Below are 20,486 nucleotides of genomic sequence, written 5' to 3'. Positions count from 1 at the left end.
TGATACGGATAGAAAAGGAGCTATATGTATGGATTCATTCCAAATTGTAGTAATTAGCACACTTGCATATTTAATCCGAAAGGTATCGAAAATAGACTATCCAATCAATAAATCTGAAAAAAAGTCGGATAGATTTTATGAGTATTTTTACGAGTTGTTGCAATTGATAATTATTATTGTTCTATTGCAATTGGAGATTATGCTCTTTAGCTATTTGAGTAATCTCGTTTTTTAATTTGTCTAGCTCATCGGCATTCGATACTTGCAATAAGCCAGAGCGCATTTCTTCTTCTTTTTGTTCAGAAATGTATGGTGCAATTATTGTTATGTTGTTATCTATTGTTTTACCAGCAGGAATAACAATTATTGAATACAGTATTGTTATTACGAACAAAAGGCTGAAAATAATCATCCCAGTAAAAACAAATGCTATCTTACCTTTGTAAGCACCTAGTTCTTTTAAATGGTATCCAAATTGAAGAGAAGCAATCGCATTGAATCCCAAAACAAAGAGTAGGAATAAAAACCAAACTACATGTGGGATATTAAATGATTTAATCCCCTCGTAGTAAAAATAGGAAAAGACATTGATTCCTATTTTCCAGTTAGAAAAAATTATATTGGCGAAATATCCGAACACAGCAACACCCGCTAGACCTAAAAACTTTAAAAAGCTGACGTAAAATATGTTTTCATCTTTCTTCATCTCTCCACCTCATTATAAGGCGGGAAGTCGAAGAACTCGTGGACGGATATTTCTAGGGCTTGGCAAATCAAGCGTATTGTATCGGCTTTAGGAACACCAGTAGGACGCGCTTCAAGCGAACTAAGTGTAGATTGTCTTAGTCCTGATAGTGTAGCAAGTCTGTTCATTGTTAAATTTCTTTCTCGTAACAGAAAGTAGAGACGTTCAAAAATTAATTCGTGGTCATTCATCTCTCCACCTCGTTGTACGGCGGGAAGTCGAGGAACTCGGTGACGGAGATGCGAAGAATGGGACAAATGCTAGTGATGATATCGAATTTTACAGATTTACCTTTTTTGTTAGCTAAATCATTTAATGTAGCGCCTGGTAACCCAGCGAGGGTTGCAAGTCTATTTATAGTTAAATTTTGTTGGTTGGCTAATGTAATCATTCTATCTGCAATTAAATCTACGTTATTCAAAATAATATCCTCCTTACGAAATACCGTTATAACTAGTGTAATCTACTTACTTGAAAAAGTTTCCGAAAACTTGTTGACATGTTCCGAGTTTTCGGATAAACTATAAATAAAGTTACGAAAAATCGTAATGTTTAGGAGGTGAGAAACTTGAAAGTCGGTCAGCGAATTAAAAAAATACGGCTCCAAAAAAACTTTAGCTTACAAGTATTAGGTGAAAAATCAGGGATTCCAGCATCAACGCTTAGCGACCTTGAAAACAATAAGTACTCCCCAACATTAGAAAAAGCCGATAAACTCGCCAAAGCGCTAGGGGTAACCGTAAACGATCTACTAAGTGATAGACAAACAACATAGCTATAAAACACTTAGCGACAAACAGGAGGTGTAAGGAATGAATGAATTAGTTATTATGAAAAATCAAGAAGCGGTTACAAGTAGTTTAAATGTGGCAGAAGGTTTTGAGAAGGAACACAAACATGTATTAAGGGATTTGGATAACCTAAAAGGGGTGGTCCAAAATTGGACAGACCTATTTCGCGAAGATATTTACACCCATCCTCAAAATAAACAACAATACAGAATCGTTTACATGAACCGTGACGGATTCACTTTACTTGCAATGGGTTTTACTGGAAAGAAAGCTCTTCAATTTAAGCTTAAGTATATTGAAGCTTTCAACAAAATGGAGCAACACATTAAAAAGCAACTTGATACTTCAAATTTAAGCCCTGAATTACAAATGTTTAACCAAATGTTTCTAGCAGTTGCAAACGCTGAAAGAGAAGCAAAAGAAGCGAAATCAGAAATCAATGATATGAAGATGATTTTCAGCGTGAACGCTAACGAGTGGAGAGATAAAGTTAAGACTATTTTGCGTAAGATAGCTAATAACTTTGGAGGAACTGAACCTTACAGGTCAGTTATTAATATGAGTTATGAAAGGTTTGAAAGTCGTGCTCATTGCGATTTAAATAGACGACTAGAGAACAGAAAAATAAAAATGTCTGCGAAGGGCATGAGCAAGACGAGTATTCAGAAGCTGAACAAATTGGATTGTATAGCGGAAGAAAAACGACTGATTGAAATTTATTTAACAGTTGTAAAAGAAATGGCTATTCAATTTGGAATTAGAACAGATAATATAGACCATTTAAAAGTTATTTGAACAGTTTAAAGATACTAATAAACCAAGTAGCACTACAATTTAATTTACTACACATAAAAAAAGGAGAAAGACATGCAAAAAGAAATCATCGCCACATCAGCAAACGTGGCATCAGAAATGCAAGAACTTAAAGGGAAGTATCAGCAAAAGGAGTTAGCAGGTATAGCACATGTTAGTAGACCTGCGATAGGTCATTACTCAACAGGCGAAAGGAATATGCCACGGGAGATTATGCAAGGTATTACCGAGAGCTTAGATGAAAATATTTTAGCTCGTAAGTTATTGGCGAAATTCTCGCCGTATGTAGTACCGTTTGCGGACGAGGTAAGTGGTCACCCGCTATGTTTCAAAACTCTAGCTACTAAAGAACAGCTGGAGGAAGACGAGAGCGCTAACAGGATAGCGCACTTGCTAGCAAAAGATATGAATCATTTGAAGCAAGGCGAGAGAAGAGAAATCAGGGAGTACGTTAACGAGTTATTAGATGAAGTGATGATAAAAAATAGCCTATTACCGTCAATATGCGACAGCTATAACTTTAATTTACCTGAAATGATTAGGTACAGGCAAAAGCACTGGAAAGAACTAGGATATTTAAAATGAAATGAGGTGTTAGCATGGCAAGGAAAAAAGCTACGGAAGTAAATAATCTAGATTTAAGTAATTATGAAATCGTAGATTATTTTGACCCTGAAACTGGTTACAGACCGAACGTTGATTTGAAAGTGGTTAATGACATATTCGACCGCGCACCAATGAAAGACAAACCAAGCGAACCGTTAACATTCCCAAACGATCAAAATATAATGCTTGAAAATGGAAGAATGAAGACGGTAATACCGATTGAAGAAATTAAGTCAAGCAAGAGAGAGGTTGAGACACAATGATTTTATTTTTACTTTTTGTTATTTCTATAGTAATCGTGTGCCAATTAACCGTGTTTTCTTACCAAAAAGCCATCGAAAAAGAGAAGGGCATAGAACGAGAGCGAAAACCATTTATTAACTATATTTTTACTAATGAGTATTTACAAGCGAGACACGAAAAGAAAATGAAGAAGGTGACAAAATGTTAAAAAAACTAGAACATTTCTTCTTTTATGAAGATGAAGAAACGGAATGGAGTGTTTCAGATATATGTATATCAATCGTGTTTGGGTGTGCTGTAGTGTTTGCGCTCATTCTATCATTGACAGTTTTAATTTTGAATTTTGCACAATAAAAAACACCACTCGGCAAAGTGGCGTTCAGGGAAAAATGCTTACAAACATACACAAATGTATTGTAGCATCAACTCCCAAAAAAGTAAATGGAGGGATAGTAGATGATAAATACTTCTGATTTAGAAGACGGAACGATGGAATCATTCGAAATAACGAATCTTAAGGAAACGGTTTTTGATCACACGAAAGAGCTAAGAGAATTCTACGAAGCATTAAAGAAACACGCTAAATCTTTAGGCGGCTCACAAGTGTACGAAGATTTACTTGAAGCGTATGAGGAAGTAGGCGAGCACGTCGCTGAGTTAAAAAAAGAAATACCAAGATATTGGTAGGAGGTATTTAAGATGGAAAAAAGTGAAGAAATTACAGAGATTGCTAAAAGTCTTTGCGAATTCAGGGAGAATTTAAAGCAACCGTTAAAGGATGCCAGCAACCCATTTTTCGAAAGTAAATATGTACCTCTTGAAAATATCGTAGAAGTCATAGACGATGCTTTAAAAGGTACAGGTCTGTCTTATACGCAACAAATTTCTAGTGATGAGCAAAGTGTTGCAGTATCCACACAATTGTGGCATGAAGAAGGCGAGTTCGTCTTTTATGACCCAATAAAATTGCCGGCAACAAAACGAGACGCTCAAGGATTTGGTTCTGCGGCAACATACGCTAGGCGCTATGCTCTATCTGCTGTTTTCGGAATCACGAGCGACCAAGATGATGATGGAAATACAGCTGTTGAAACGATGCCTAAAAAGATAGAAGCAAATGAAGTTCCAATTATAAATGGTTTAGTTAATAGTTTATCTGCGGAAATGAATTTAGATTTTAACACAACGTGGGAAACGCTTAAGAGAAAAACAAAAATACAAGTGGATTTAATTGAGAATCTAAATACAGAGCAATCTGGTCTAATAAAAAAATGTATAAACGATGTCCGTTCAGAGAACAAAAAGAAGCTGAAACAAACAAAAAAACCATCTGAACAATTACCAGAAGGAACAGAAAGACAAGGGAGTATGTTGTAATGGAATACGCCAAAGTGCTAAAAGCAAAAGATAATCGAATATTGCTCGAGCTAATAGACGATGAAATCAACGAGAATTATTTACAGCTTTTAGCTCGCGGCGGTGATAACTATGTCAAACTTCGTTTATTGGACAACCGAGGCATCACAGTCAAGCAAAGAAAGCTCTCATACGCTCTCATACGCGATATTGCGTTGTTCACTGGTGATGAACCAGAATGCGTAAAAGAATTCTTAAGATTTGATTATGAGGCTAAAACTGGCGAAATGTTTAGCCATGCTTCCGCTACGTGCAACGAAGCCACGGAATGGATCGCGTTCTTAATAAAATTCGTGCTTAAACACCGTATACTGCTGAAACAGCACTATGAGTACTTGCTCGAAAATAACGCATGGTTCTACTATTGCTTGATGTACGGACAGTGTTGCATTTGTCGCGATAAAAGCGACATAGCGCATGTTGAAGCAGTTGGAATGGGACGCAATCGAAATAAAATTAATCACGAGGAACATCGTTTTATGGCGCTATGCCGCAAACACCACACAGAACAGCACCAAATAGGACTAGAAACTTTCATGAAGTTGTATAAGGTTATTCCAGTGAAACTAGATAAAAAAGATTTAGAAAAACTAAATTTAAGGAAGTGATAGCGTGGCAAGGCCTAAAAAAGAAGGGCTGGATTACTTTCCTTTAGATGTTCATATTTTTGAAGACGAGAAAATAGAAGCAATTGCTGGGGAATTTGGTATTAAAGGTGAGCTAGCTGTCATCAAACTGTTATGTGCGGTATATGAAAAAGGATACTTCGCTGTATGGGATGAGCTGATGAAAGCAAAACTTTTAAAAAGATTGCCAGGTACCAGCAAAGAATTATTAGATCAGATTGTAAACCGCTTAGTTGTATGGGGGTTTTTTGACGAATCCCTGTTCAACTCGGCTAAGGTATTAACGAGTTCTAAAATTCAAGCGACATTTTCGGAAGCGACAAAAAGGCGAAAAACACGAAAACCGACACTTCACTGGATTAATGTAGACAATAACAACGAATTAAGGGAAGTTAATGTAAACATTAATCCCCAAAGTAAAGTAAAGGAAAGTAAAGTAAATAAAAGTAAAGTAAATAAAAGCGATAAGACTAATTTACAATCCGATTTTTCAAAGCTTTGGCAATTATACCCTCGCAAAGAACGCAAAGAAGACGCTTTTAAAGCATATCAAAAAGCTATAAAAGAGGGTGTGAGCAATAAAGAAATTCAGAACGGCATCATGGCATATAAACAACATTTACAAGCTAAGAATACAGAGCATCAATTTATCGCGCAAGGCGGAACATGGTTTTATCAACGCCGTTGGAATGATGAATATGATATGACGACAGAAACTAAAAATAATAATACATTTAGAAAAAACACGAAGCAAGAAGTACTCCCAGATTGGTTCAACAAAGAAGAGCAAGCAACTTCTCCGCAAAGCGAACGATCAAACGAAGAAAAAGCCGTTATTGCAGCTGAAGTTGAAAAAATCAAGAAAGAGTTAGGAGTGAAGAGAAATGCGGAATCTTGACAAAACTTACACCGTCAAGCTACGAGTGAAGTTTTTAAAACAAAAATTTAAATATTTTGAGTGCGATGTGGACGCTCAAAATTACAGGTCCGCTTTTGTAAAAGCGGAAAAAAAGGCGCGAAAACTTGGAGCAGTTCGCACAATGCGAATCGAAGCTAACTTAAAAGGCTATTTCTTCGAGCCGGACGGGACGGTAAGAAATCGATGAAAAAAGCTGAAATCATAAAAAAAGTACCTAACGCGCCGTTCGTAGTTGGCGAAAAATACGAAATTTATAAAGAGCGCGATAAAACGCAATGTGTTTTGGTTTATTTTAATGAAACTATGGTGTATCAAGTACCGCGAGAAACACTAATAATCTCAAATATATAAAAGGAGATGCTAGTAAATGCAAAAAGACGTGTTAACCAAACAAGATAAAACTCTTTTAGAACGTTTAGAAAAAAGAAATTACGATACACAACGTCAAGTTGCTAGTTTAGTGCATACAAATTATTTGACGCTCAAAGAAACAGATTCTATGTCAGATGCTTCTGTTGAAGAGGCATTCAACCAAATGCGTTCAGAATTACTAAGCTAAAGAGGAGTGAGTGAAATGGTATTTACTATCGCATTGCACCGTACGAACTTAGCGAATGGGTTCATGATAATAAACAAACAGCCCTCAAAGCGCTCCTAAACGGCTACGAAGTCGAGAAAGAGCCACTCTATCGGGTTATATTACCTTCTGTGATAAATCCTATTTTGCACCAGCGCATCGATAACAATAAGTTTGTATTTTTAGAAGAATACAAGGTGTTTGACGCAGGCTATAAATACAAATTCACCGAAACAGAAATAAAGGCTATCGATGAGGGGTATTGGCAGTTCGCGGTGCCAGTAGAGGAGGACGAGTGAATGGAAGAATGTATATATTGTACTGTCAGGCACCCCAAACACATACATGAATACATGATTAGCCCATTTGAGACATTTATTTACACCAAGGTTCACAGTGGACAATTGTGGGTGAGGACAAACGATGTGTTAGAAGGTGCAAAAATAAACTACTGCCCAATTTGTGGGAGAAAATTGGAGAAGGAGCGTGCGGAATGAAAGCCGAACTAAAAGAAGCGGCATATAAAATACACTATATACCATCTCATATTACACTAGAGTGCCCTTATTGCGAAGAAGAATTGGAATTTGAAGACGAAATTCAGTGGTCCAACTACAGATTGAGAACGGGCTGTGGAGGCTATTATGTAAATTGTACTGCGTGCAACAAAAAAATAGAATTGCGCGGTGCAAGCGCTGAAAACGTGACTGTATGAAATGTGAAATGGAGGAATTAGACAATGAAAATAGGCGATAGAGTGCGAGTGAATTACACTTCTCTCATGTTCCGCCGTGGCTAGTTTGGCGTGATTGAAAGAACCTGTAACAACGCGACATTTCTACCTAAAAATATGGTTTGGGTGAGATTTGAAATAGGTTATGCGTTCTTTGTATGGAAAGATGGATTGGAGGTTGTGGACAATGAGTAAAATAAGACCAAGCTGCAAAGCGTGTAAACTTGATATCACGTTTGATGACGAGATTGCTATTATCTATCAGGCTCCTAATTATGATAAGGTCGTTTATCACGTGGACTGTCTAGAAATGACCCCAGTTGAATTCTCATGTTTCACAAAAGATGAAGAGTACGTTGGTCAGGTAGAAGTAGCTGATATCATGGACGCTTTTATGCATTTTGACTTTGACGGGGAGGATTTAGAAAATGAGAGAGATTGAGTTTAGAGTTTGGCATGACGAATCTGGAACGTTACAAACAGTTAAAGAACTAACCTTTGACGACGGCGGTCATTTAGGTTACTTAGAAAGTCGAGACGAGCACGGGAAAGCGCACGGATTTTATCCTTGTATAGATAGCATCGAGTTGATGCAATACACAGGCTTGCACGACAAAAACGGCAAGAAGATTTTTGAAGGGGACATCGGTTGGGACGATTATAGTGAATGTTGGGGTGTTGTGATATTCGATGAAGGTAAATTTATATACGAGTGGGAAAACGTGGCTGAGGACTTATGGGAAGTGACAGACGATATCGAGATTAGGGGCAATAAATGGCAAAATCCAGAGTTGTTGGAGTCGAAAAGATGAAAGTACGTCAAACAATCATAAACGATTATGAGGCCGTGCATTATAAAGCGGATATGGTAACGGGGTGGGCGTATGCAGACATGCTGTACAGATTCGGAAGGGCTAAACCTACTCTCTATCCCAAGCGAAAAGGCGAAACAATCGATGAAGCTTACAAGCGAATTCGAAAAGAAGATGCACGCGGCGGAGCTAGTGATTTTAAAAAATACTATCAGCATGGAAATGAAGAAATCGTTATATCACCCAAACATGGAATGATTTACATTTTTAAAGACGGCGATATTCTAAAAGTCCGTAAAAAGGACTTGAAAGCCAATGATTATGAGATTTTGGAGGCGGAATAAATGGCATATGAAAAATTCGATAAATTAAAAGAAAATTTGTTGTACAAACGCATAGTGGAATGGACACCCGATAAACTAATTTTAGAGGACGGCACTAAGATTACAGTCGTGTGTAGCGAGTGGGATTGTTGCGCTTGTGCAGATGGGGAATTTACAAATGTGAAACTAGATGCAGCGATAACAGATATATCAGAGCCGCGTTTCACAGGTTCATACACTTCTCTTTTATCAGGAACTACTACTAATTGCGCTACCGTAACAATATATCACAACAATAATGTGGTCGCTAATGCAGAATGTTGGGCGGACAATGGCAATGGCGGTTATTATTACAGCGTCTGTTCTTTGTTAGTAAATGGTATACATTATAAAGTTGTGGAGGGATAATAATGGGAGGAGTACTCTTAGCCGTTCTAAATGCAATAGTTGCAGTCATTGCACTAACCTATATAGCGAAATATGTTAAAAGCGAAAAGGAGCGAAAAGAACAAGTGAATGAATCAACCGAATCAATAAACGAACAAATCGCCAACTTAGATGATAAATCAAATATTAGCGATGGATCACACACATTTGATGATTTGTATTTTCACAGAATGATTTTATTTTCAATCATTTGTAATCAGCATCCAGATTTGGCATTTAAATCGAAAGTCCATTTTGACGGTTCGAAATTCCATAATTATTTCATTTGCGGAATCAAAACACAAGAAGGGTGGTATACGTATCACTATCAGAACATATATTGGGACTATTTCAAAGTGCCCGAATTCGACAGAGCGCCTGAGTGGGACGGTCATACGTCTTATGAAATCACTCGATTATTGAGCTTGGAGGTGGAATCGGAATGAAACTCGGCAAAAAGCCCACTGTGGCACAGAGTCAATTTTTAGAACAAAATGGTCTAAATTGTAGCGAATGGCTTATCGTTAAGAATTTGAAAGACAAGATGTTTATTCAGCATCGAAAATCTGGAGCATCAAAAGAGGTTGATAAATCATGATGAACCGTGTCATTTTAGTAGGACGCTTGACGAAAGACCCAGAACTTAAATATACACCTTCTGGCGTTGCAGTCGCGACATTTACACTTGCAGTAAACCGCACATTTACAAACCAACAAGGGGAACGTGATGCAGATTTTATAAATATTGTTGTTTGGAGAAAACCCGCTGAAAACGTAGCGAATTTCCTAAAAAAAGGAAGTCTTGCTGGTATTGACGGTCGAGTTCAAACACGTAATTACGAAGGGCAAGACGGAAAGCGCGTCTATGTAACCGAAGTCGTTGCGGAAAGTGTACAGTTCTTAGAGCCGAAGAACGCACAAGGAGGCTTTTCTAGCGATTTTAAACAAAACCAAGGTGATTCATCAAACAAACAAGAAAAACATCAAAAACAAGCTTATTCTAGTGATTCTAAGCCGATTGATATTAGTGACGATGATTTACCGTTCTAAAGTTAGCAAGTTTATTTATTGAGAAAGGAGTTTCAAAATGAAAGAATCAAGCAAAAAAGAACTGTCTGAAACAGAAGAATATTTACTTATTAGCTTAAAAGAATTAGTTAGAAAGTATAAATTTGAAGTATTGCCAGCTCTGAATTATGCAAATAATGATGTTCAATTTTCAATTGCTTGGTGCCGCATCGAAAATAAAAACCTCGTCTTACAAAAATTAATAAAGTGGGTTAATGAACAGGAGGTTAATGAGTGCCGACTTTAATAAGTGATTTATTAAATAAGAAAGAGAAATAAAAAAAGCCAGAGCATGCGCCCCAGCCAAATAGGATTTGAACAAGTCTATTATAGCATGGGGGCGTTATGATTTGGAGAAAAAAGTTCAAAATGGCGTATATATTTACGTTGATGGAAAAGAAACTTTTATAGAGCCACCACGAAACGGCTTTGGCCAAACAACGATTGGTTGGAACAATGGAAAACCTACTACAGCAGAAAAGAAAGAAACCATAAAATTGCATAAATAAAAGTCTGGTCGAAAAAATCGAAGGACGTTAGAAGGCATACCCGCCGTTTCTAGCGTCCTTTTTATTTTACAAAGGAAAGGAATGTATTTGCATGAATAAATTAATTAATGAGTACAGAGGAGCTTTAGACGAAGCGAAACAGTATAAAGCTAATCTACTAAAAGTTAGAGATGCAAAAAAGCCATTACCTCCATCGCCCGGACAAAAAAAGATGAGAGATAGTCTTAGCGAAGATGCAACGTTGAGAATTGTAAACAGCATGATTGATAGCTTGGAGTACGCAATCGAATATATGAAGTTGGGGCATGAGCCTAATCCGCGTAGGGCAATTCACAGGCGTTCTGGAATTCAAAGAGAAGTATCTGTTACAAATGTTGAAATCATGCGACAATGGTTTACACAAGAACACGGTAATGCTTTTATGATTGAAGAAGATAAACCAGCAATAAGTGATTGGGATAAAATTAAAATTGAAGATGCTATGTCCACGATGTCAGATCAAGAGAAAAAAATTTTTTTGATGCATCACGAAAGTTGTATGTCCTATTCTCAAATTGCCGATGAATTAGAAATAAGCATTCGCTCCGTAAGAGTGTACTTGAAGCGCGGGAAAGAGAAAATTCAAAATCAGGTTGACCAAAGTCTATTTTGTATGGCGATTTGTTGAAATTTTTGTCGCACACCTGCCACCTATATACGAGAAGTAGTTTTAGCATATTTACATTATAAGCTATTTTCATGAAGCTTTTAGGTGGATTATGCTACATCATGTTAGGAGGGATGAAAAATGCTGAAACATCACATCACAAAGTACAGTGACGAAACAGGTAATCGCTATGCGGTATCATGGTTACAAGTGAATTTATTTGGAACATGTCACTGCTTAAGTCAAAAACGAATGGCTTTAAAATAAAAGGGGCAGACAATCGCCTGTTCCTTTCGTCAATCATTTAGTATACGTGGTTTTGTTTTAATGTGGGCAAGGTGGTAGAGTATCTGTTGTATCGTCTAATACCACTTTATGTCCGCATCCTATCCGCGCTGGATGTAAAACATGCACGCGGAAACTACCTTTTTCCTCCTGTTTATAGTTGAACAGGAGGTTTTTGCTTGGTATAGTAAAAATAAAAAGGGTGGTTTAGGATGCAAACATTTATTTTGATACTTATTTTAGCAGCGTTAACATTTATTGGATACTGGGCTAAGGGATTGCCGGAAATTTATAAAGCCATTACTGTGGAGGACAACAGAAAAGAAAACGAACTAGATATTCAAAGGGAATCTTTTTTTAGGGAACTACGGGGAGAAGAGTTGGCTAATATATTTGGAGATTGGGTTTCTGCTTTTACTGATATGGAGAAATTTACACAGAAGATGACTGGAAAAGAAGGCGTGAGATATTTGAGTGATATGCAGAAAAAAGCATTAATGTACGGCTCTCCTAAAACTGTTGCAATCTTAGCGATGATGTTCCAACATACATACGTGTCGGATAAGGTAGAGAACAAAATAAAAGTAAACTTTGGGAAAACTCAGGAAGAAAGCGCGGAAAATTATAAGTTGATGGTATATATAGCAAACTTAATAGCTAGCTTGAAGTTTGATTTTACAGGATATAAGATAGATCCGATAGATATAATTCGTGTTAAGATTAATGATTTCACTGAAAAAGAAGAGCTTTTTATTCAGATTCAAGAAGAAATCGTAAAGGCGCTTAAAAAAACAGGTTATGAAATATGAGGTGAGATGACGTGCTATTACTAATTGGATTAGGAGTAATACTTGGAAAGATTGTTGGGTTAATAAATATATCTTGGACACAATTAATAATAGCGGAGTTGGTATTACTAACTTGTTCAGTTATTGAAGTACGTCTAACATTGAGATGGATTAACAGGAAACATAGAAAACGTTAAATGAAGAGCTTGCATTCGCAAGGGTTTTTTAAGCATTGATTGGACTGTTACATCGATTAGTTTACAAATAGAACCTCCAACACCTCTCGAAGAAGTGTCCCACGGAAGGGCAATATAAATTTAGAAAGTCCTGTTCACACAGGGCTTTTTATTATGCAAGGAGATGATCGAAATGAACTTCGAACACATGATGCGTGCAGACTTTGAAAGTGGAATAGTCGCGTATCCGAAAATGGCGCTTGTCAAATGTGGTACGTGCTACGGCAAAGGAAAGATATTTAAAGCTAATACTTTATCATTACTAGAACTAGTGAAAAGCGATCGCATCACATGCAAAAAATGCAACGGATATGGATATGTGGAAGTGCCTGTTTAGCGCACGGTGAAATGATTGATAAGGAGGCGTGGTGATATGTAATGACAAAAAAGAAATTAACCACAGATGAAAAATATACTTTATTTGCTCAAAGCTATGTTACAAATGGCTTCAATGGCAAAAAAGCGGCTATTACTGCTGGTTATGCTGAAAAAAGCGCTGATGTTACAGCTTCAAAATTGCTAAGGAATACTAAGATACTTGAAAAAATAGACGCAGAAATGAAAATGCTCTCTAAACGTATGCAAGACGATGCTTCACTAATTTATTTTGAGTTATGGAATCAAGTAAGAATGATTGATGAAAAACTGGCGAAGCATGAAGAAGCATCGGAGCATTTAAGTATTACTGATGCAAGAACGGTGGTGATGAAGGCAGACATAACTAATCTAAAATCTAAGATTAGGCGCACTGAAAATAAACGAAACGCCATTGATGGCAGAAAAAGTGGCGGGATGAAAGAAAAAGGTGAACTAAAAAAGGAACTTGACGAAATGGAAATGGAGCTTGAAAATCTGCAAGAAGTATTAGGTGATTTAGACAGTTCCGTGGCAACTTCAAGACGTGATTTGCTTTGGCATCGGGATTGGAAAGAAATTATGTTGTTGCGCACGCAAATTTTACAAGACTTATTTGATCGTGCGGGGTACAAAGATATGAAAGATTTACAAGACAGACGTGTGAAGCTTTTAGATGCGCAAATTGAAAAGTTAAACGCTGAAACTATGAAAAATAATCTAGATGCAGAAGCGGAAGACGATGGTTTCATTGATGCTATTGATAACGCGATTGATGAGGTGTGGGAAAATGAATAAAACTATATTCAAATTTACTCCTTTTTCTCGTAAACAATTACAAGTGCTGACTTGGTGGCGTTATGAAGGTGCAAGAGATTATGAATCGATTATTTGTGATGGTTCAGTGCGTTCAGGCAAAACGTTAATTATGTCCCTCTCATTCGTTTTGTGGGCGATGCATAACTTCGAAACACAACAATTTGGAATGGCTGGCAAGACAATAGGGAGTTTTAGAAGAAATGTTGTGAGACCTCTTAAAGTGATGCTGGCAGGAAGAGGCTATAACGTTAAAGACCGCAGAACTGACAATCTTTTAGAAATAACTAAAAATGGTGTAACGAACTATTTCTTTGTTTTTGGTGGAAAAGATGAGGCTTCCCAAGACCTCGTGCAAGGTCTGACTTGCGCGGGTTTTTTCTTTGATGAAGTTGCGCTTATGCCACAATCTTTTGTAAACCAAGCAACCGCTCGTTGCTCGGTAGACGGTTCTAAATTATGGTTCAATATGAATCCTGATGGACCTTATCACTGGTATAAGCTTGAATGGATAGACAAGCTAAAAGAAAAGAATGCCCTCCATATCCATTTTACGATGGACGATAACCCTTCACTAAGCGACAGTGTCAAAGATAGATATAAACGCATGTATTCAGGCGTATTCTATCAGCGTTACATTCTAGGCTTGTGGGTGCTTTCTGAGGGCATTATTTATGATAACTTTGATAAAGATGCTATGACGCTTCAAATACCCGAAAATAAGACGTTCTCGCGTTATTATGTTTCATGCGACTACGGAACAATGAACCCCACTGTATTTCTGTTGTGGGGTCTTTCTAATGGTGTCTGGTACTGTATCAAAGAGTATTATTATTCTGGTCGTGACAGTAGTAAACAACAAGATGATCAAGAGTATGTATATGATTTGAAGAAGTTCGTAGGTGATTTAAAACCTAAAATCATTGTGGACCCTTCCGCCGCTTCATTTATAGCAGCACTAAAAAAAGCTGGTTTTACTGTTATCAAAGGTGTAAATGATGTGCTGAATGGTATTCGTGAAACGCAAACAGCGATGAACACAGGGAAAATAAAGTTTAATTCTAGTTGTAAGCATATGTTTAAAGAGTTCGCAAGTTATATTTGGGACAGCAAAGCAGAACAGCGTGGAGAAGATAAGCCGATAAAAGAACATGATCATGCGATGGACGCACTTCGGTATTTCGTTTACACCATTCTAGTGCGCAAAGCGAATGCAACAATTGTTAAAAATACGTTATTTTAAAGGGGGTTTTCATTATCGCAAACACAGGAATAAAGGTTGATGGGAAAGGTTCAATTCTTCAAGGAGATATATTTATTTTTCCTTCAGATGAAGAATTGACAAGTGAAGACTTAGAGGGTTTTGTTAAGGCACATCAAAGTTTAGTGCAATCTTATCAAAGTAAGTTAAATTTGTATCTTGGTAACCATGAAATATTAACTCAACAAGAAAAAGGCGGAAATCGTCCAGACAATCGAATAGTGGGGAATCTAGCACATTACAATATTGAAACATTTAACGGATTTTTTATGGGTATCCCTCCTAAAATTACACTAGATGAACAAGCGAATAATGAAGCTTTGCAATTATGGAATAGCATTAATTCTGTACAAGATAAATTAACTGAAATAAGTAAGCAATCGAGTATTTTCGGACGTTCGATTGCTTTTTTGTATCAGAATGAAGAATCTGAAACTTGCATAGCGTATAACTCACCTCTCGAGTCTTTTATGATTTATTCGGATTCTATTTCACGTGGTCCGCTTTATTTCATTCGCTACTTTTATAACGAAGATAACGAACTTGAAGGGCAATGTTATAGTGCGACAGAAATTAACTCATTTAACAGCGATTACACGCTTTCAAGCGAGGGTGTGAATGTTTATGGTGAGGTGCCCGCTGTTGAATTTTTCGATAATGAAGAAAGACAGGGGCTTAATGACAATGTTGCAACAATTATCAATGCTCACAACAAAGCGTTAAGTCAGAAAGCAAATCAAGTTGAGTACTTTGATAATGCTTATTTAAAAGTATTAGGTCTTGCGCTTGAAGAGAACGAGGACGGGACGCCGAAAGCGAATATTGATGGAAACCAAATGATATATTCAAGCGACCCAGATGCAAAAGATGCAGTGGTTGAATTCATCGAAAAACCAGATGGAGACACAATGCAAGAAAATTTATTAGATCGGTTGATGAATTTAAACTATCAAATCAGCATGATTGCAAATATTAACGATGAATCGTTTGCGGGTAACAGCTCAGGTGTTTCTCTTGAATATAAACTATTGCCAATGCGAAATTTAGCCGCAGTAAAGGAACGTAAATTTACACAATGTTTGCGGAAGTTATATAAAATTGTTTTTTCAGTTGGCGTAGTAACAAATTCACCTGATGCGTGGCAACAACTCAATTTTAAATTCTATCGTAATCTTCCAGTTAATGCTGCAGATGAAGCAGGCACAGCGCAAGCGCTAAACGGTATTGTTTCAAAAGAGACACAACTTTCTGTATTGTCATATGTCGATGACCCAAAAGCGGAAATTGAGCGAATGCGAAAAGAACAAAATGATGAGGTTGACAACGCTGTTAAAAATTCTCCTTCATCATACGATTTCGAGAAAACAAGCGGTGATATAGATGCCGAAGAATGAAGAATATTGGATTAAACGAGAAAAAAAGTGGATTGAACAAAATATTAAAAATGACCGTGCGTATGCTCGCCAACTTGAAAAGCGATGTCAAGAGCTAATCAAACAGCTTGAACTTGAAATCAACCAAAATTATATAAAATATGCTGACGCTACAGGTCTATCCATGCAAAAGGTTTTAAAAAAAGTTTCTAAAGCTGATATAGCATCTTTTGAAAGAATTGCAAAGCGAATGGTTAAAGATAAAGACTTTAGTAAATACGCAAATGCGCGCCTTAAATTGTACAACGCAACAATGCGAATCAATCGACTAGAGTATTTAAAAGCGAAAATAGGCATTGAATTAATCGAGTTCCACTTAAAAGAAGAAGCGGTTCTTAAACAATGGCTATCACAAAGTTACGTTGATGAGATGGAGCGCCAAGCTGGCATATTAGGACTTAACAAAAGTACTAGTATGCTTTCTAAATTAAATGCAGTTTTAAATGCAAGTTTTAACGGTGCGACATGGTCGGACCGTCTTTGGGTTAGCCAAGATGAATTAAAAGCACGTTTAGATGCTATTATAAGCCGCGCGATGGTTCAAGGAACAAATCCCAAAACATTAGCCAGAGAAATAATGAAAAATGTGCGTGAGGAAGTTTCAAATAAACGATATACGATTGAACGACTTCTTCGCACTGAAACGGCACGAGTGCAAACTGATGCACAAATAGGTAGCTTTAAGCGAAATGGATACACAAAAGTCATGTTTATTGCTGAGCCGACAGCATGCGAAAATTGCGCAGATATCGCAAGTGCTAACAACGGGATATACTCCCTTGAAAAAGCACCTAAGCCACCAATACACCCATGTTGTAGATGTAGTTTAGCGGCTTATGCGTGATTGCACGCCTTTTTCCGTGTGTTGCAGGCGTAAAAGAACAACCTGAGTAAATTAATAGCCTCCCAAGGCTTTAAATGCGTGAAAGGAGCGTTTTAAATGGCAGAAGAAATAAAAGAAGCTTTAGAAGATAATGAACAACAAGCGGCGGAAGAAAGTAACTCGGTTGATTCAAAAGTGCCGGCTGATGAACAACCGAAGCTTGAAGCTGATAAAGTTGTCGAAAAACTTCAGAAGCGAATTGGCAAAGAACAAGCTGATAAAAATGAATTTGCTGAGCAACTCAAACAAGCGCAGTCGCGTATTTCTGAACTCGAAAAACAAAAAGATGTCAAAGAACTATCTGTTGAAGATAAAGAAATGGCGGAACGTGCCGAGCAAGAAAAAGAAATCGAGCGGTTAAAAGCACAATTAGCAAGAGCGGAAACCGTGAAGCAAACTGATGCTGTATTTAAAGAAGCAGGCTTGTCCGTGACAGACGATGTTTTAAGCATGGTCGTTTCAAACGAGTCAGATATGACATATAAAAACGCTAAGGCTTTGATTGATTTTGCGAATCAAGTTCAAGAATCAGCAGTTCAAACTTTACTAAAAGGAAAAACACCAAGAAGTTCGGGGAAAACAACAAAAACGATGTCTAAAAAAGAAATCATGAATATTCCAGATGACTTCGAGAGAAAGAAAGCTATTGCTGAGAATATTAATTTATTCAAATAAATTTTTTAAAACGAAGGAGAATGTAAAATGGCAGAAGAAAATTTAATTAAAGTTCCTGATATGGGAGAGGTAGAAGCAATTGATTTTGTAAATAAATTTGGTACGAGCTTAGATAAGTTGAAAGCGGCGCTAGGTATTACACGTCCGCAGCCGTTAAAGCAGGGAAATAAAATCCAAATGTGGAAATTCACGGTTACTTTACCGACCGATGCAAATGCCGCACAAGGTATTGTAGCAGAAGGTGCAGATATTCCACTTACACATGTTGGACGTGTGAAGGACCGTGAAATTGAGGTAGGATTCAAAAAATATCGTAAATCTGTTTCCATCGAAGAAGTTCAACGTGTAGGTTATGACTTAGCGGCGAACCAAACGGATAGAAAAGTGTTGAACAAAATCCAAAAAGATGTGCGCACGGATTTCTTTAGTTTTTTAGCAACAGCTCCAACAGATTTAGGCACAGTTTCAGGCTTACAAGAAGCGTTTGGAAAGGCGTGGGGCAAACTTGGTGATTTATTCGATGATGAAGAAATTGGTGTAATTGTTTTCATTAACCCGCTCGATGCTGGAGATTATTTAGGTGATGCCGTGATTACTAATGGGGAAGCTGTTGGTTTTGGTCTAACTCTTCTAAAAGGTTTTACGAACGTTACGGTTATGATCAACAATTCAGTACCACAAGGCGCTGTATATGCAACTGTACAAGATAATATTAATCTTGCCTATATCGATGTAAACGGAGAAGCAAGTAAAATTTTCCACAATAAACAAGTTGTATCTGATGAGCTTGGACTGATTGGGCTTGTAAAAGATGATAATACAACAAATTTAACAGACCAATCCTCAATTTTTACAGGAATTACACTATTCCCAGAAGTGGTAGACGGCGTTGTTAAGGTAGCAATCGGAACTACTGAAACACCAGTAGCATAATAAACGAGATTCGAGATTAAGGAGGCGTGAACATGTATAAAGTAATTCAAGCTTTTTCTGATAAAAATGATAGTAAGTATATTTATGAAATTGGTGCAGAATACCCTCGTAAAGGTGCAAAGAAACCGACCAAAACTCGTTTGAATGAGCTTTTAGGCGATAAGAACGCCCTGAAATCGCCAATTATAGAAGAGCAAGCGGAAATTGATAATGAATGATATTGAAGTTTTAATTTCTGGAACATTTGAAGAGAAAATAGAAGTGATAAAACGAATGACGGAAGAGCGACTTCTTCAAAAAATTGAGGAGAGCACAGTTCCAGACCAGCTGAATTACATTGTAACGGAAGTTGCTATAAAACGGTTTAATCGCATTAAAAACGAGGGAATGACTGCATATTCTCAAGAAGGCGAATCAATAACGTTCAGCACAAGCGATTTTGATGAGTTTTCAGATGATATAAACCGCTATATTGACAAAAAAAACAAGTCAAAAAAAGCGGTTAAGTTTATTAATCCGTTCGGAGGGTGAAATATGCGTTTTGACACTGCTGTTGAATTTTGGGAAGAGGATAAGAAATATAATCCTGCAACACACGAATACGGTGCTGATAGACTTATTGAAAAGGTTTTTTGCAACGTTACAGATGTCGGAACAAATCGAACAAAAGAGCTTTTTGGAAGCTACAATCAAAATGTGAAAGTGGTTAGAATAGCAGGACAAAGAGCCCCTATTTTTGATTACTTGATGATTGATAAGAAAAAATATGAATTAAAAACTTCCCGTTTCCCTTTGAAAACAAGTGTTTTACTCGTTGGCGAGGTGAAATAAATTGAAATTAAACGGTATTCAAGGACTAGAAGCGGCGTTAAGAAAAGGTGTATCACATGAAGCTGTTAAGCGAGTTGTGAAACAAAAAGGTGCAGTGATGCAACAACGGGCAAAAAAATATGCACCGGTGGATACAAGTTTTTTGAAGAACCATATTTTTCTTGAGCTCGAGGAAAACGGCGAATCTGCTGTTGTTTCAAGTGATGCGGAATATGCTCCTTATCAAGAAAATGGTACGAGGTTTCAAGCTGGAACACCGCATGTTGGACCAGCTTTCAATGATACCAAAGGTGAGTTTGTAAAGGAATTAAAGGATTTAATGAGGTGAACAAATGACTATACCGATGATAGCACCTGAACAAGAATTGTTTGATGCTTTTTTTATTGCATTAGAAAAGGAAGGCTACCGAGTATTTGACTACTTGCCACCGAAAGAAACAAAATATCCCTTCGCAGTTGTTGGAAATACACAGTTAGTTGCAGAGGCAAACAAAAGTTACATTAGCGGAAATATTAATATTTTGCTTCACGCTTGGGGAGAGCAAAAGCAAAGAAAACAGGTGAGTGATATGCTTACCTGTTTTCTTATGGTTGCTAGAGAACTAAAACAAACGGACCATTATAAATTTCAAGCAGTTTTTAATTCGGCAAGTAGCCAAATGGTGGGTGACACTTCTGTCGCGGACACGTTTTTATGGCACGGGGTTTTTTCGATTGATATGAGATTAATTTAAGAAT

39 protein-coding genes are annotated in these 20,486 nt (G+C 37.2%); 36 read left to right on the top strand and 3 right to left on the bottom strand.

Features of this window, described 5'->3' with window-relative positions:
• Positions 1 to 181: 181 nt before the first annotated feature.
• The 3 genes from CFT42_RS04440 to CFT42_RS04430 are packed head-to-tail and all read right to left on the bottom strand — an operon-like array spanning position 182 to position 1,166.
• Positions 182 to 706: a hypothetical protein gene (locus tag CFT42_RS04440; RefSeq protein ID WP_088815483.1), complete on the bottom strand. Its 525-nt coding sequence runs from the start codon at positions 704 to 706 to the stop codon at positions 182 to 184.
• On the bottom strand, positions 703 to 936 hold the full coding sequence (locus CFT42_RS15095; protein ID WP_088815482.1) for a helix-turn-helix domain-containing protein: 234 nt from the start codon (positions 934 to 936) through the stop codon (positions 703 to 705). The genes CFT42_RS04440 and CFT42_RS15095 overlap by 4 nt, the downstream gene beginning before the upstream one ends.
• Complete coding sequence (locus CFT42_RS04430) at positions 933 to 1,166, bottom strand: helix-turn-helix domain-containing protein (RefSeq protein ID WP_088815481.1); 234 nt, start codon at positions 1,164 to 1,166, stop codon at positions 933 to 935. The genes CFT42_RS15095 and CFT42_RS04430 overlap by 4 nt, the downstream gene beginning before the upstream one ends.
• A 138-nt stretch (positions 1,167 to 1,304) precedes the next feature.
• Between CFT42_RS04430 and CFT42_RS04425 the strand changes: the two genes are divergently transcribed.
• The 36 genes from CFT42_RS04425 to CFT42_RS04250 all read left to right on the top strand — a co-directional run bounded on the left by CFT42_RS04425 (position 1,305) and on the right by CFT42_RS04250 (position 20,482).
• Complete coding sequence (locus tag CFT42_RS04425) at positions 1,305 to 1,520, top strand: helix-turn-helix domain-containing protein (RefSeq protein WP_244169925.1); 216 nt, start codon at positions 1,305 to 1,307, stop codon at positions 1,518 to 1,520.
• A 37-nt stretch (positions 1,521 to 1,557) separates the two neighbouring features.
• Positions 1,558 to 2,331, top strand: coding sequence for a Rha family transcriptional regulator (locus CFT42_RS04420; protein ID WP_088815479.1), 774 nt, complete (start codon positions 1,558 to 1,560; stop codon positions 2,329 to 2,331).
• 72 nt (positions 2,332 to 2,403) lie between these two features.
• Entirely contained in the window at positions 2,404 to 2,934 is a 531-nt protein-coding gene (locus CFT42_RS04415) for a hypothetical protein (RefSeq protein ID WP_088815478.1), read from the top strand.
• A 14-nt stretch (positions 2,935 to 2,948) separates the two neighbouring features.
• Entirely contained in the window at positions 2,949 to 3,218 is a 270-nt protein-coding gene (locus tag CFT42_RS04410) for a hypothetical protein (protein ID WP_088815477.1), read from the top strand.
• A 181-nt stretch (positions 3,219 to 3,399) separates the two neighbouring features.
• Positions 3,400 to 3,552 (top strand): hypothetical protein, encoded by a 153-nt coding sequence (locus CFT42_RS14735; RefSeq protein WP_159458145.1) that lies wholly within the window; start codon positions 3,400 to 3,402, stop codon positions 3,550 to 3,552.
• Positions 3,553 to 3,654: 102 nt separating this feature from the next.
• Positions 3,655 to 3,885, top strand: coding sequence for a hypothetical protein (locus tag CFT42_RS04400; protein WP_088815475.1), 231 nt, complete (start codon positions 3,655 to 3,657; stop codon positions 3,883 to 3,885).
• Between the two features lie 12 nt (positions 3,886 to 3,897).
• A complete protein-coding gene (locus CFT42_RS04395) occupies positions 3,898 to 4,575 on the top strand; it encodes an ERF family protein (protein WP_088815474.1) in 678 nt (225 codons plus the stop codon).
• Complete coding sequence (locus CFT42_RS04390) at positions 4,575 to 5,222, top strand: putative HNHc nuclease (protein WP_088815473.1); 648 nt, start codon at positions 4,575 to 4,577, stop codon at positions 5,220 to 5,222. The genes CFT42_RS04395 and CFT42_RS04390 overlap by 1 nt, the downstream gene beginning before the upstream one ends.
• Positions 5,223 to 5,226: 4 nt before the next feature.
• Positions 5,227 to 6,138 carry a DUF4373 domain-containing protein gene (locus CFT42_RS04385; RefSeq protein ID WP_088815472.1) on the top strand — a complete coding sequence of 304 codons (912 nt, stop codon included), beginning with the start codon at positions 5,227 to 5,229 and terminating at the stop codon, positions 6,136 to 6,138.
• Positions 6,125 to 6,346: a hypothetical protein gene (locus tag CFT42_RS04380; RefSeq protein WP_088815471.1), complete on the top strand. Its 222-nt coding sequence runs from the start codon at positions 6,125 to 6,127 to the stop codon at positions 6,344 to 6,346. Before CFT42_RS04385 ends, CFT42_RS04380 begins: the two co-directional genes overlap by 14 nt.
• Before the next feature lie 180 nt (positions 6,347 to 6,526).
• The gene (locus tag CFT42_RS04375) at positions 6,527 to 6,718 is read left to right on the top strand and encodes a hypothetical protein (protein ID WP_088815470.1); all 192 of its coding nucleotides are present in this window, start codon (positions 6,527 to 6,529) and stop codon (positions 6,716 to 6,718) included.
• Positions 6,719 to 6,738: 20 nt separating this feature from the next.
• The gene (locus tag CFT42_RS15090; RefSeq protein ID WP_088815469.1) at positions 6,739 to 7,035 is read left to right on the top strand and encodes a DUF1642 domain-containing protein; all 297 of its coding nucleotides are present in this window, start codon (positions 6,739 to 6,741) and stop codon (positions 7,033 to 7,035) included.
• Positions 7,036 to 7,229: 194 nt separating this feature from the next.
• Complete coding sequence (locus tag CFT42_RS04360; RefSeq protein ID WP_088815467.1) at positions 7,230 to 7,451, top strand: hypothetical protein; 222 nt, start codon at positions 7,230 to 7,232, stop codon at positions 7,449 to 7,451.
• A 205-nt stretch (positions 7,452 to 7,656) separates the two neighbouring features.
• A complete protein-coding gene (locus CFT42_RS04355; protein ID WP_088815466.1) occupies positions 7,657 to 7,911 on the top strand; it encodes a hypothetical protein in 255 nt (84 codons plus the stop codon).
• A complete protein-coding gene (locus tag CFT42_RS04350; RefSeq protein WP_088815465.1) occupies positions 7,898 to 8,281 on the top strand; it encodes a YopX family protein in 384 nt (127 codons plus the stop codon). The genes CFT42_RS04355 and CFT42_RS04350 overlap by 14 nt, the downstream gene beginning before the upstream one ends.
• Positions 8,278 to 8,625, top strand: a complete 348-nt coding sequence (locus CFT42_RS04345; RefSeq protein WP_088815464.1) for a hypothetical protein — start codon at positions 8,278 to 8,280, stop codon at positions 8,623 to 8,625. Before CFT42_RS04350 ends, CFT42_RS04345 begins: the two co-directional genes overlap by 4 nt.
• Positions 8,626 to 9,012, top strand: a complete 387-nt coding sequence (locus CFT42_RS04340) for a DUF7448 domain-containing protein (RefSeq protein WP_088815463.1) — start codon at positions 8,626 to 8,628, stop codon at positions 9,010 to 9,012.
• Between the two features lie 2 nt (positions 9,013 to 9,014).
• On the top strand, positions 9,015 to 9,476 hold the full coding sequence (locus tag CFT42_RS14935) for a WDGH domain-containing protein (RefSeq protein WP_244169924.1): 462 nt from the start codon (positions 9,015 to 9,017) through the stop codon (positions 9,474 to 9,476).
• The gene (locus tag CFT42_RS14820) at positions 9,473 to 9,628 is read left to right on the top strand and encodes a DUF6906 family protein (RefSeq protein ID WP_167373839.1); all 156 of its coding nucleotides are present in this window, start codon (positions 9,473 to 9,475) and stop codon (positions 9,626 to 9,628) included. The genes CFT42_RS14935 and CFT42_RS14820 overlap by 4 nt, the downstream gene beginning before the upstream one ends.
• On the top strand, positions 9,625 to 10,080 hold the full coding sequence (ssb, locus tag CFT42_RS04330; protein ID WP_088815462.1) for a single-stranded DNA-binding protein: 456 nt from the start codon (positions 9,625 to 9,627) through the stop codon (positions 10,078 to 10,080). The genes CFT42_RS14820 and ssb overlap by 4 nt, the downstream gene beginning before the upstream one ends.
• A gap of 37 nt (positions 10,081 to 10,117) precedes the next feature.
• Positions 10,118 to 10,345 (top strand): hypothetical protein, encoded by a 228-nt coding sequence (locus CFT42_RS04325; RefSeq protein WP_088815461.1) that lies wholly within the window; start codon positions 10,118 to 10,120, stop codon positions 10,343 to 10,345.
• Positions 10,346 to 10,448: 103 nt separating this feature from the next.
• Positions 10,449 to 10,607, top strand: coding sequence for a DUF3954 domain-containing protein (locus CFT42_RS04320; protein WP_088815460.1), 159 nt, complete (start codon positions 10,449 to 10,451; stop codon positions 10,605 to 10,607).
• Between the two features lie 91 nt (positions 10,608 to 10,698).
• Complete coding sequence (locus CFT42_RS04315) at positions 10,699 to 11,274, top strand: sigma-70 family RNA polymerase sigma factor (protein WP_088815459.1); 576 nt, start codon at positions 10,699 to 10,701, stop codon at positions 11,272 to 11,274.
• A 120-nt stretch (positions 11,275 to 11,394) separates the two neighbouring features.
• Positions 11,395 to 11,520, top strand: a complete 126-nt coding sequence (locus tag CFT42_RS15045) for a hypothetical protein (protein ID WP_255378413.1) — start codon at positions 11,395 to 11,397, stop codon at positions 11,518 to 11,520.
• A gap of 230 nt (positions 11,521 to 11,750) precedes the next feature.
• Positions 11,751 to 12,347 carry a hypothetical protein gene (locus CFT42_RS04310; RefSeq protein WP_088815458.1) on the top strand — a complete coding sequence of 199 codons (597 nt, stop codon included), beginning with the start codon at positions 11,751 to 11,753 and terminating at the stop codon, positions 12,345 to 12,347.
• A gap of 593 nt (positions 12,348 to 12,940) precedes the next feature.
• On the top strand, positions 12,941 to 13,714 hold the full coding sequence (locus tag CFT42_RS04300; protein ID WP_088815456.1) for a terminase small subunit: 774 nt from the start codon (positions 12,941 to 12,943) through the stop codon (positions 13,712 to 13,714).
• The gene (locus CFT42_RS04295) at positions 13,707 to 14,975 is read left to right on the top strand and encodes a PBSX family phage terminase large subunit (protein WP_088815455.1); all 1,269 of its coding nucleotides are present in this window, start codon (positions 13,707 to 13,709) and stop codon (positions 14,973 to 14,975) included. The genes CFT42_RS04300 and CFT42_RS04295 overlap by 8 nt, the downstream gene beginning before the upstream one ends.
• Positions 14,976 to 15,070: 95 nt before the next feature.
• Positions 15,071 to 16,387 carry a phage portal protein gene (locus CFT42_RS04290; protein WP_208611149.1) on the top strand — a complete coding sequence of 439 codons (1,317 nt, stop codon included), beginning with the start codon at positions 15,071 to 15,073 and terminating at the stop codon, positions 16,385 to 16,387.
• Positions 16,374 to 17,270, top strand: coding sequence for a minor capsid protein (locus CFT42_RS04285; RefSeq protein WP_088815453.1), 897 nt, complete (start codon positions 16,374 to 16,376; stop codon positions 17,268 to 17,270). The genes CFT42_RS04290 and CFT42_RS04285 overlap by 14 nt, the downstream gene beginning before the upstream one ends.
• Positions 17,271 to 17,366: 96 nt before the next feature.
• On the top strand, positions 17,367 to 17,984 hold the full coding sequence (locus tag CFT42_RS04280; RefSeq protein WP_088815452.1) for a capsid assembly scaffolding protein Gp46 family protein: 618 nt from the start codon (positions 17,367 to 17,369) through the stop codon (positions 17,982 to 17,984).
• A 27-nt stretch (positions 17,985 to 18,011) separates the two neighbouring features.
• Positions 18,012 to 18,917, top strand: coding sequence for a hypothetical protein (locus CFT42_RS04275; protein ID WP_088815451.1), 906 nt, complete (start codon positions 18,012 to 18,014; stop codon positions 18,915 to 18,917).
• Positions 18,918 to 18,949: 32 nt separating this feature from the next.
• On the top strand, positions 18,950 to 19,135 hold the full coding sequence (locus CFT42_RS04270; RefSeq protein ID WP_088815450.1) for a hypothetical protein: 186 nt from the start codon (positions 18,950 to 18,952) through the stop codon (positions 19,133 to 19,135).
• Positions 19,128 to 19,448 (top strand): phage head-tail connector protein, encoded by a 321-nt coding sequence (locus CFT42_RS04265; RefSeq protein ID WP_088815449.1) that lies wholly within the window; start codon positions 19,128 to 19,130, stop codon positions 19,446 to 19,448. Before CFT42_RS04270 ends, CFT42_RS04265 begins: the two co-directional genes overlap by 8 nt.
• Before the next feature lie 3 nt (positions 19,449 to 19,451).
• Entirely contained in the window at positions 19,452 to 19,748 is a 297-nt protein-coding gene (locus CFT42_RS04260) for a hypothetical protein (protein ID WP_088815448.1), read from the top strand.
• A gap of 1 nt (position 19,749) precedes the next feature.
• Positions 19,750 to 20,076 carry an HK97-gp10 family putative phage morphogenesis protein gene (locus CFT42_RS04255; RefSeq protein ID WP_088815447.1) on the top strand — a complete coding sequence of 109 codons (327 nt, stop codon included), beginning with the start codon at positions 19,750 to 19,752 and terminating at the stop codon, positions 20,074 to 20,076.
• A gap of 4 nt (positions 20,077 to 20,080) precedes the next feature.
• Positions 20,081 to 20,482 (top strand): hypothetical protein, encoded by a 402-nt coding sequence (locus CFT42_RS04250; RefSeq protein ID WP_088815446.1) that lies wholly within the window; start codon positions 20,081 to 20,083, stop codon positions 20,480 to 20,482.
• The last annotated feature ends 4 nt before the right edge of the window (positions 20,483 to 20,486 follow it).

It is taken from the genome of Listeria goaensis, assembly GCF_900186125.1.
GTDB lineage: Bacteria > Bacillota > Bacilli > Lactobacillales > Listeriaceae > Listeria > Listeria goaensis.
The sequence above is the reverse complement of the archived record's forward strand: the minus strand, read 5'-3'. Positions and strand labels throughout refer to the sequence as shown.

Bases quoted from the DNA above. Each gene is read 5' to 3' on its own strand.
- CFT42_RS04440 (WP_088815483.1), bottom strand. From the start codon at position 706: ATGAAGAAAGATGAAAACATATTTTACGTCAGCTTTTTAAAGTTTTTA.
- CFT42_RS15095 (WP_088815482.1), bottom strand. From the start codon at position 936: ATGAATGACCACGAATTAATTTTTGAACGTCTCTACTTTCTGTTACGA.
- CFT42_RS04420 (WP_088815479.1), top strand. From the start codon at position 1,558: ATGAATGAATTAGTTATTATGAAAAATCAAGAAGCGGTTACAAGTAGT.
- CFT42_RS04415 (WP_088815478.1), top strand. From the start codon at position 2,404: ATGCAAAAAGAAATCATCGCCACATCAGCAAACGTGGCATCAGAAATG.
- CFT42_RS04410 (WP_088815477.1), top strand. From the start codon at position 2,949: ATGGCAAGGAAAAAAGCTACGGAAGTAAATAATCTAGATTTAAGTAAT.
- CFT42_RS14735 (WP_159458145.1), top strand. From the start codon at position 3,400: ATGTTAAAAAAACTAGAACATTTCTTCTTTTATGAAGATGAAGAAACG.
- CFT42_RS04400 (WP_088815475.1), top strand. From the start codon at position 3,655: ATGATAAATACTTCTGATTTAGAAGACGGAACGATGGAATCATTCGAA.
- CFT42_RS04395 (WP_088815474.1), top strand. From the start codon at position 3,898: ATGGAAAAAAGTGAAGAAATTACAGAGATTGCTAAAAGTCTTTGCGAA.
- CFT42_RS04390 (WP_088815473.1), top strand. From the start codon at position 4,575: ATGGAATACGCCAAAGTGCTAAAAGCAAAAGATAATCGAATATTGCTC.
- CFT42_RS04380 (WP_088815471.1), top strand. From the start codon at position 6,125: ATGCGGAATCTTGACAAAACTTACACCGTCAAGCTACGAGTGAAGTTT.
- CFT42_RS04375 (WP_088815470.1), top strand. From the start codon at position 6,527: ATGCAAAAAGACGTGTTAACCAAACAAGATAAAACTCTTTTAGAACGT.
- CFT42_RS04360 (WP_088815467.1), top strand. From the start codon at position 7,230: ATGAAAGCCGAACTAAAAGAAGCGGCATATAAAATACACTATATACCA.
- CFT42_RS04355 (WP_088815466.1), top strand. From the start codon at position 7,657: ATGAGTAAAATAAGACCAAGCTGCAAAGCGTGTAAACTTGATATCACG.
- CFT42_RS04350 (WP_088815465.1), top strand. From the start codon at position 7,898: ATGAGAGAGATTGAGTTTAGAGTTTGGCATGACGAATCTGGAACGTTA.
- CFT42_RS04345 (WP_088815464.1), top strand. From the start codon at position 8,278: ATGAAAGTACGTCAAACAATCATAAACGATTATGAGGCCGTGCATTAT.
- CFT42_RS04340 (WP_088815463.1), top strand. From the start codon at position 8,626: ATGGCATATGAAAAATTCGATAAATTAAAAGAAAATTTGTTGTACAAA.
- CFT42_RS14935 (WP_244169924.1), top strand. From the start codon at position 9,015: ATGGGAGGAGTACTCTTAGCCGTTCTAAATGCAATAGTTGCAGTCATT.
- CFT42_RS14820 (WP_167373839.1), top strand. From the start codon at position 9,473: ATGAAACTCGGCAAAAAGCCCACTGTGGCACAGAGTCAATTTTTAGAA.
- ssb (WP_088815462.1), top strand. From the start codon at position 9,625: ATGATGAACCGTGTCATTTTAGTAGGACGCTTGACGAAAGACCCAGAA.
- CFT42_RS04325 (WP_088815461.1), top strand. From the start codon at position 10,118: ATGAAAGAATCAAGCAAAAAAGAACTGTCTGAAACAGAAGAATATTTA.
- CFT42_RS04315 (WP_088815459.1), top strand. From the start codon at position 10,699: ATGAATAAATTAATTAATGAGTACAGAGGAGCTTTAGACGAAGCGAAA.
- CFT42_RS15045 (WP_255378413.1), top strand. From the start codon at position 11,395: ATGCTGAAACATCACATCACAAAGTACAGTGACGAAACAGGTAATCGC.
- CFT42_RS04310 (WP_088815458.1), top strand. From the start codon at position 11,751: ATGCAAACATTTATTTTGATACTTATTTTAGCAGCGTTAACATTTATT.
- CFT42_RS04300 (WP_088815456.1), top strand. From the start codon at position 12,941: ATGACAAAAAAGAAATTAACCACAGATGAAAAATATACTTTATTTGCT.
- CFT42_RS04295 (WP_088815455.1), top strand. From the start codon at position 13,707: ATGAATAAAACTATATTCAAATTTACTCCTTTTTCTCGTAAACAATTA.
- CFT42_RS04285 (WP_088815453.1), top strand. From the start codon at position 16,374: ATGCCGAAGAATGAAGAATATTGGATTAAACGAGAAAAAAAGTGGATT.
- CFT42_RS04280 (WP_088815452.1), top strand. From the start codon at position 17,367: ATGGCAGAAGAAATAAAAGAAGCTTTAGAAGATAATGAACAACAAGCG.
- CFT42_RS04275 (WP_088815451.1), top strand. From the start codon at position 18,012: ATGGCAGAAGAAAATTTAATTAAAGTTCCTGATATGGGAGAGGTAGAA.
- CFT42_RS04270 (WP_088815450.1), top strand. From the start codon at position 18,950: ATGTATAAAGTAATTCAAGCTTTTTCTGATAAAAATGATAGTAAGTAT.
- CFT42_RS04265 (WP_088815449.1), top strand. From the start codon at position 19,128: ATGAATGATATTGAAGTTTTAATTTCTGGAACATTTGAAGAGAAAATA.
- CFT42_RS04260 (WP_088815448.1), top strand. From the start codon at position 19,452: ATGCGTTTTGACACTGCTGTTGAATTTTGGGAAGAGGATAAGAAATAT.
- CFT42_RS04250 (WP_088815446.1), top strand. From the start codon at position 20,081: ATGACTATACCGATGATAGCACCTGAACAAGAATTGTTTGATGCTTTT.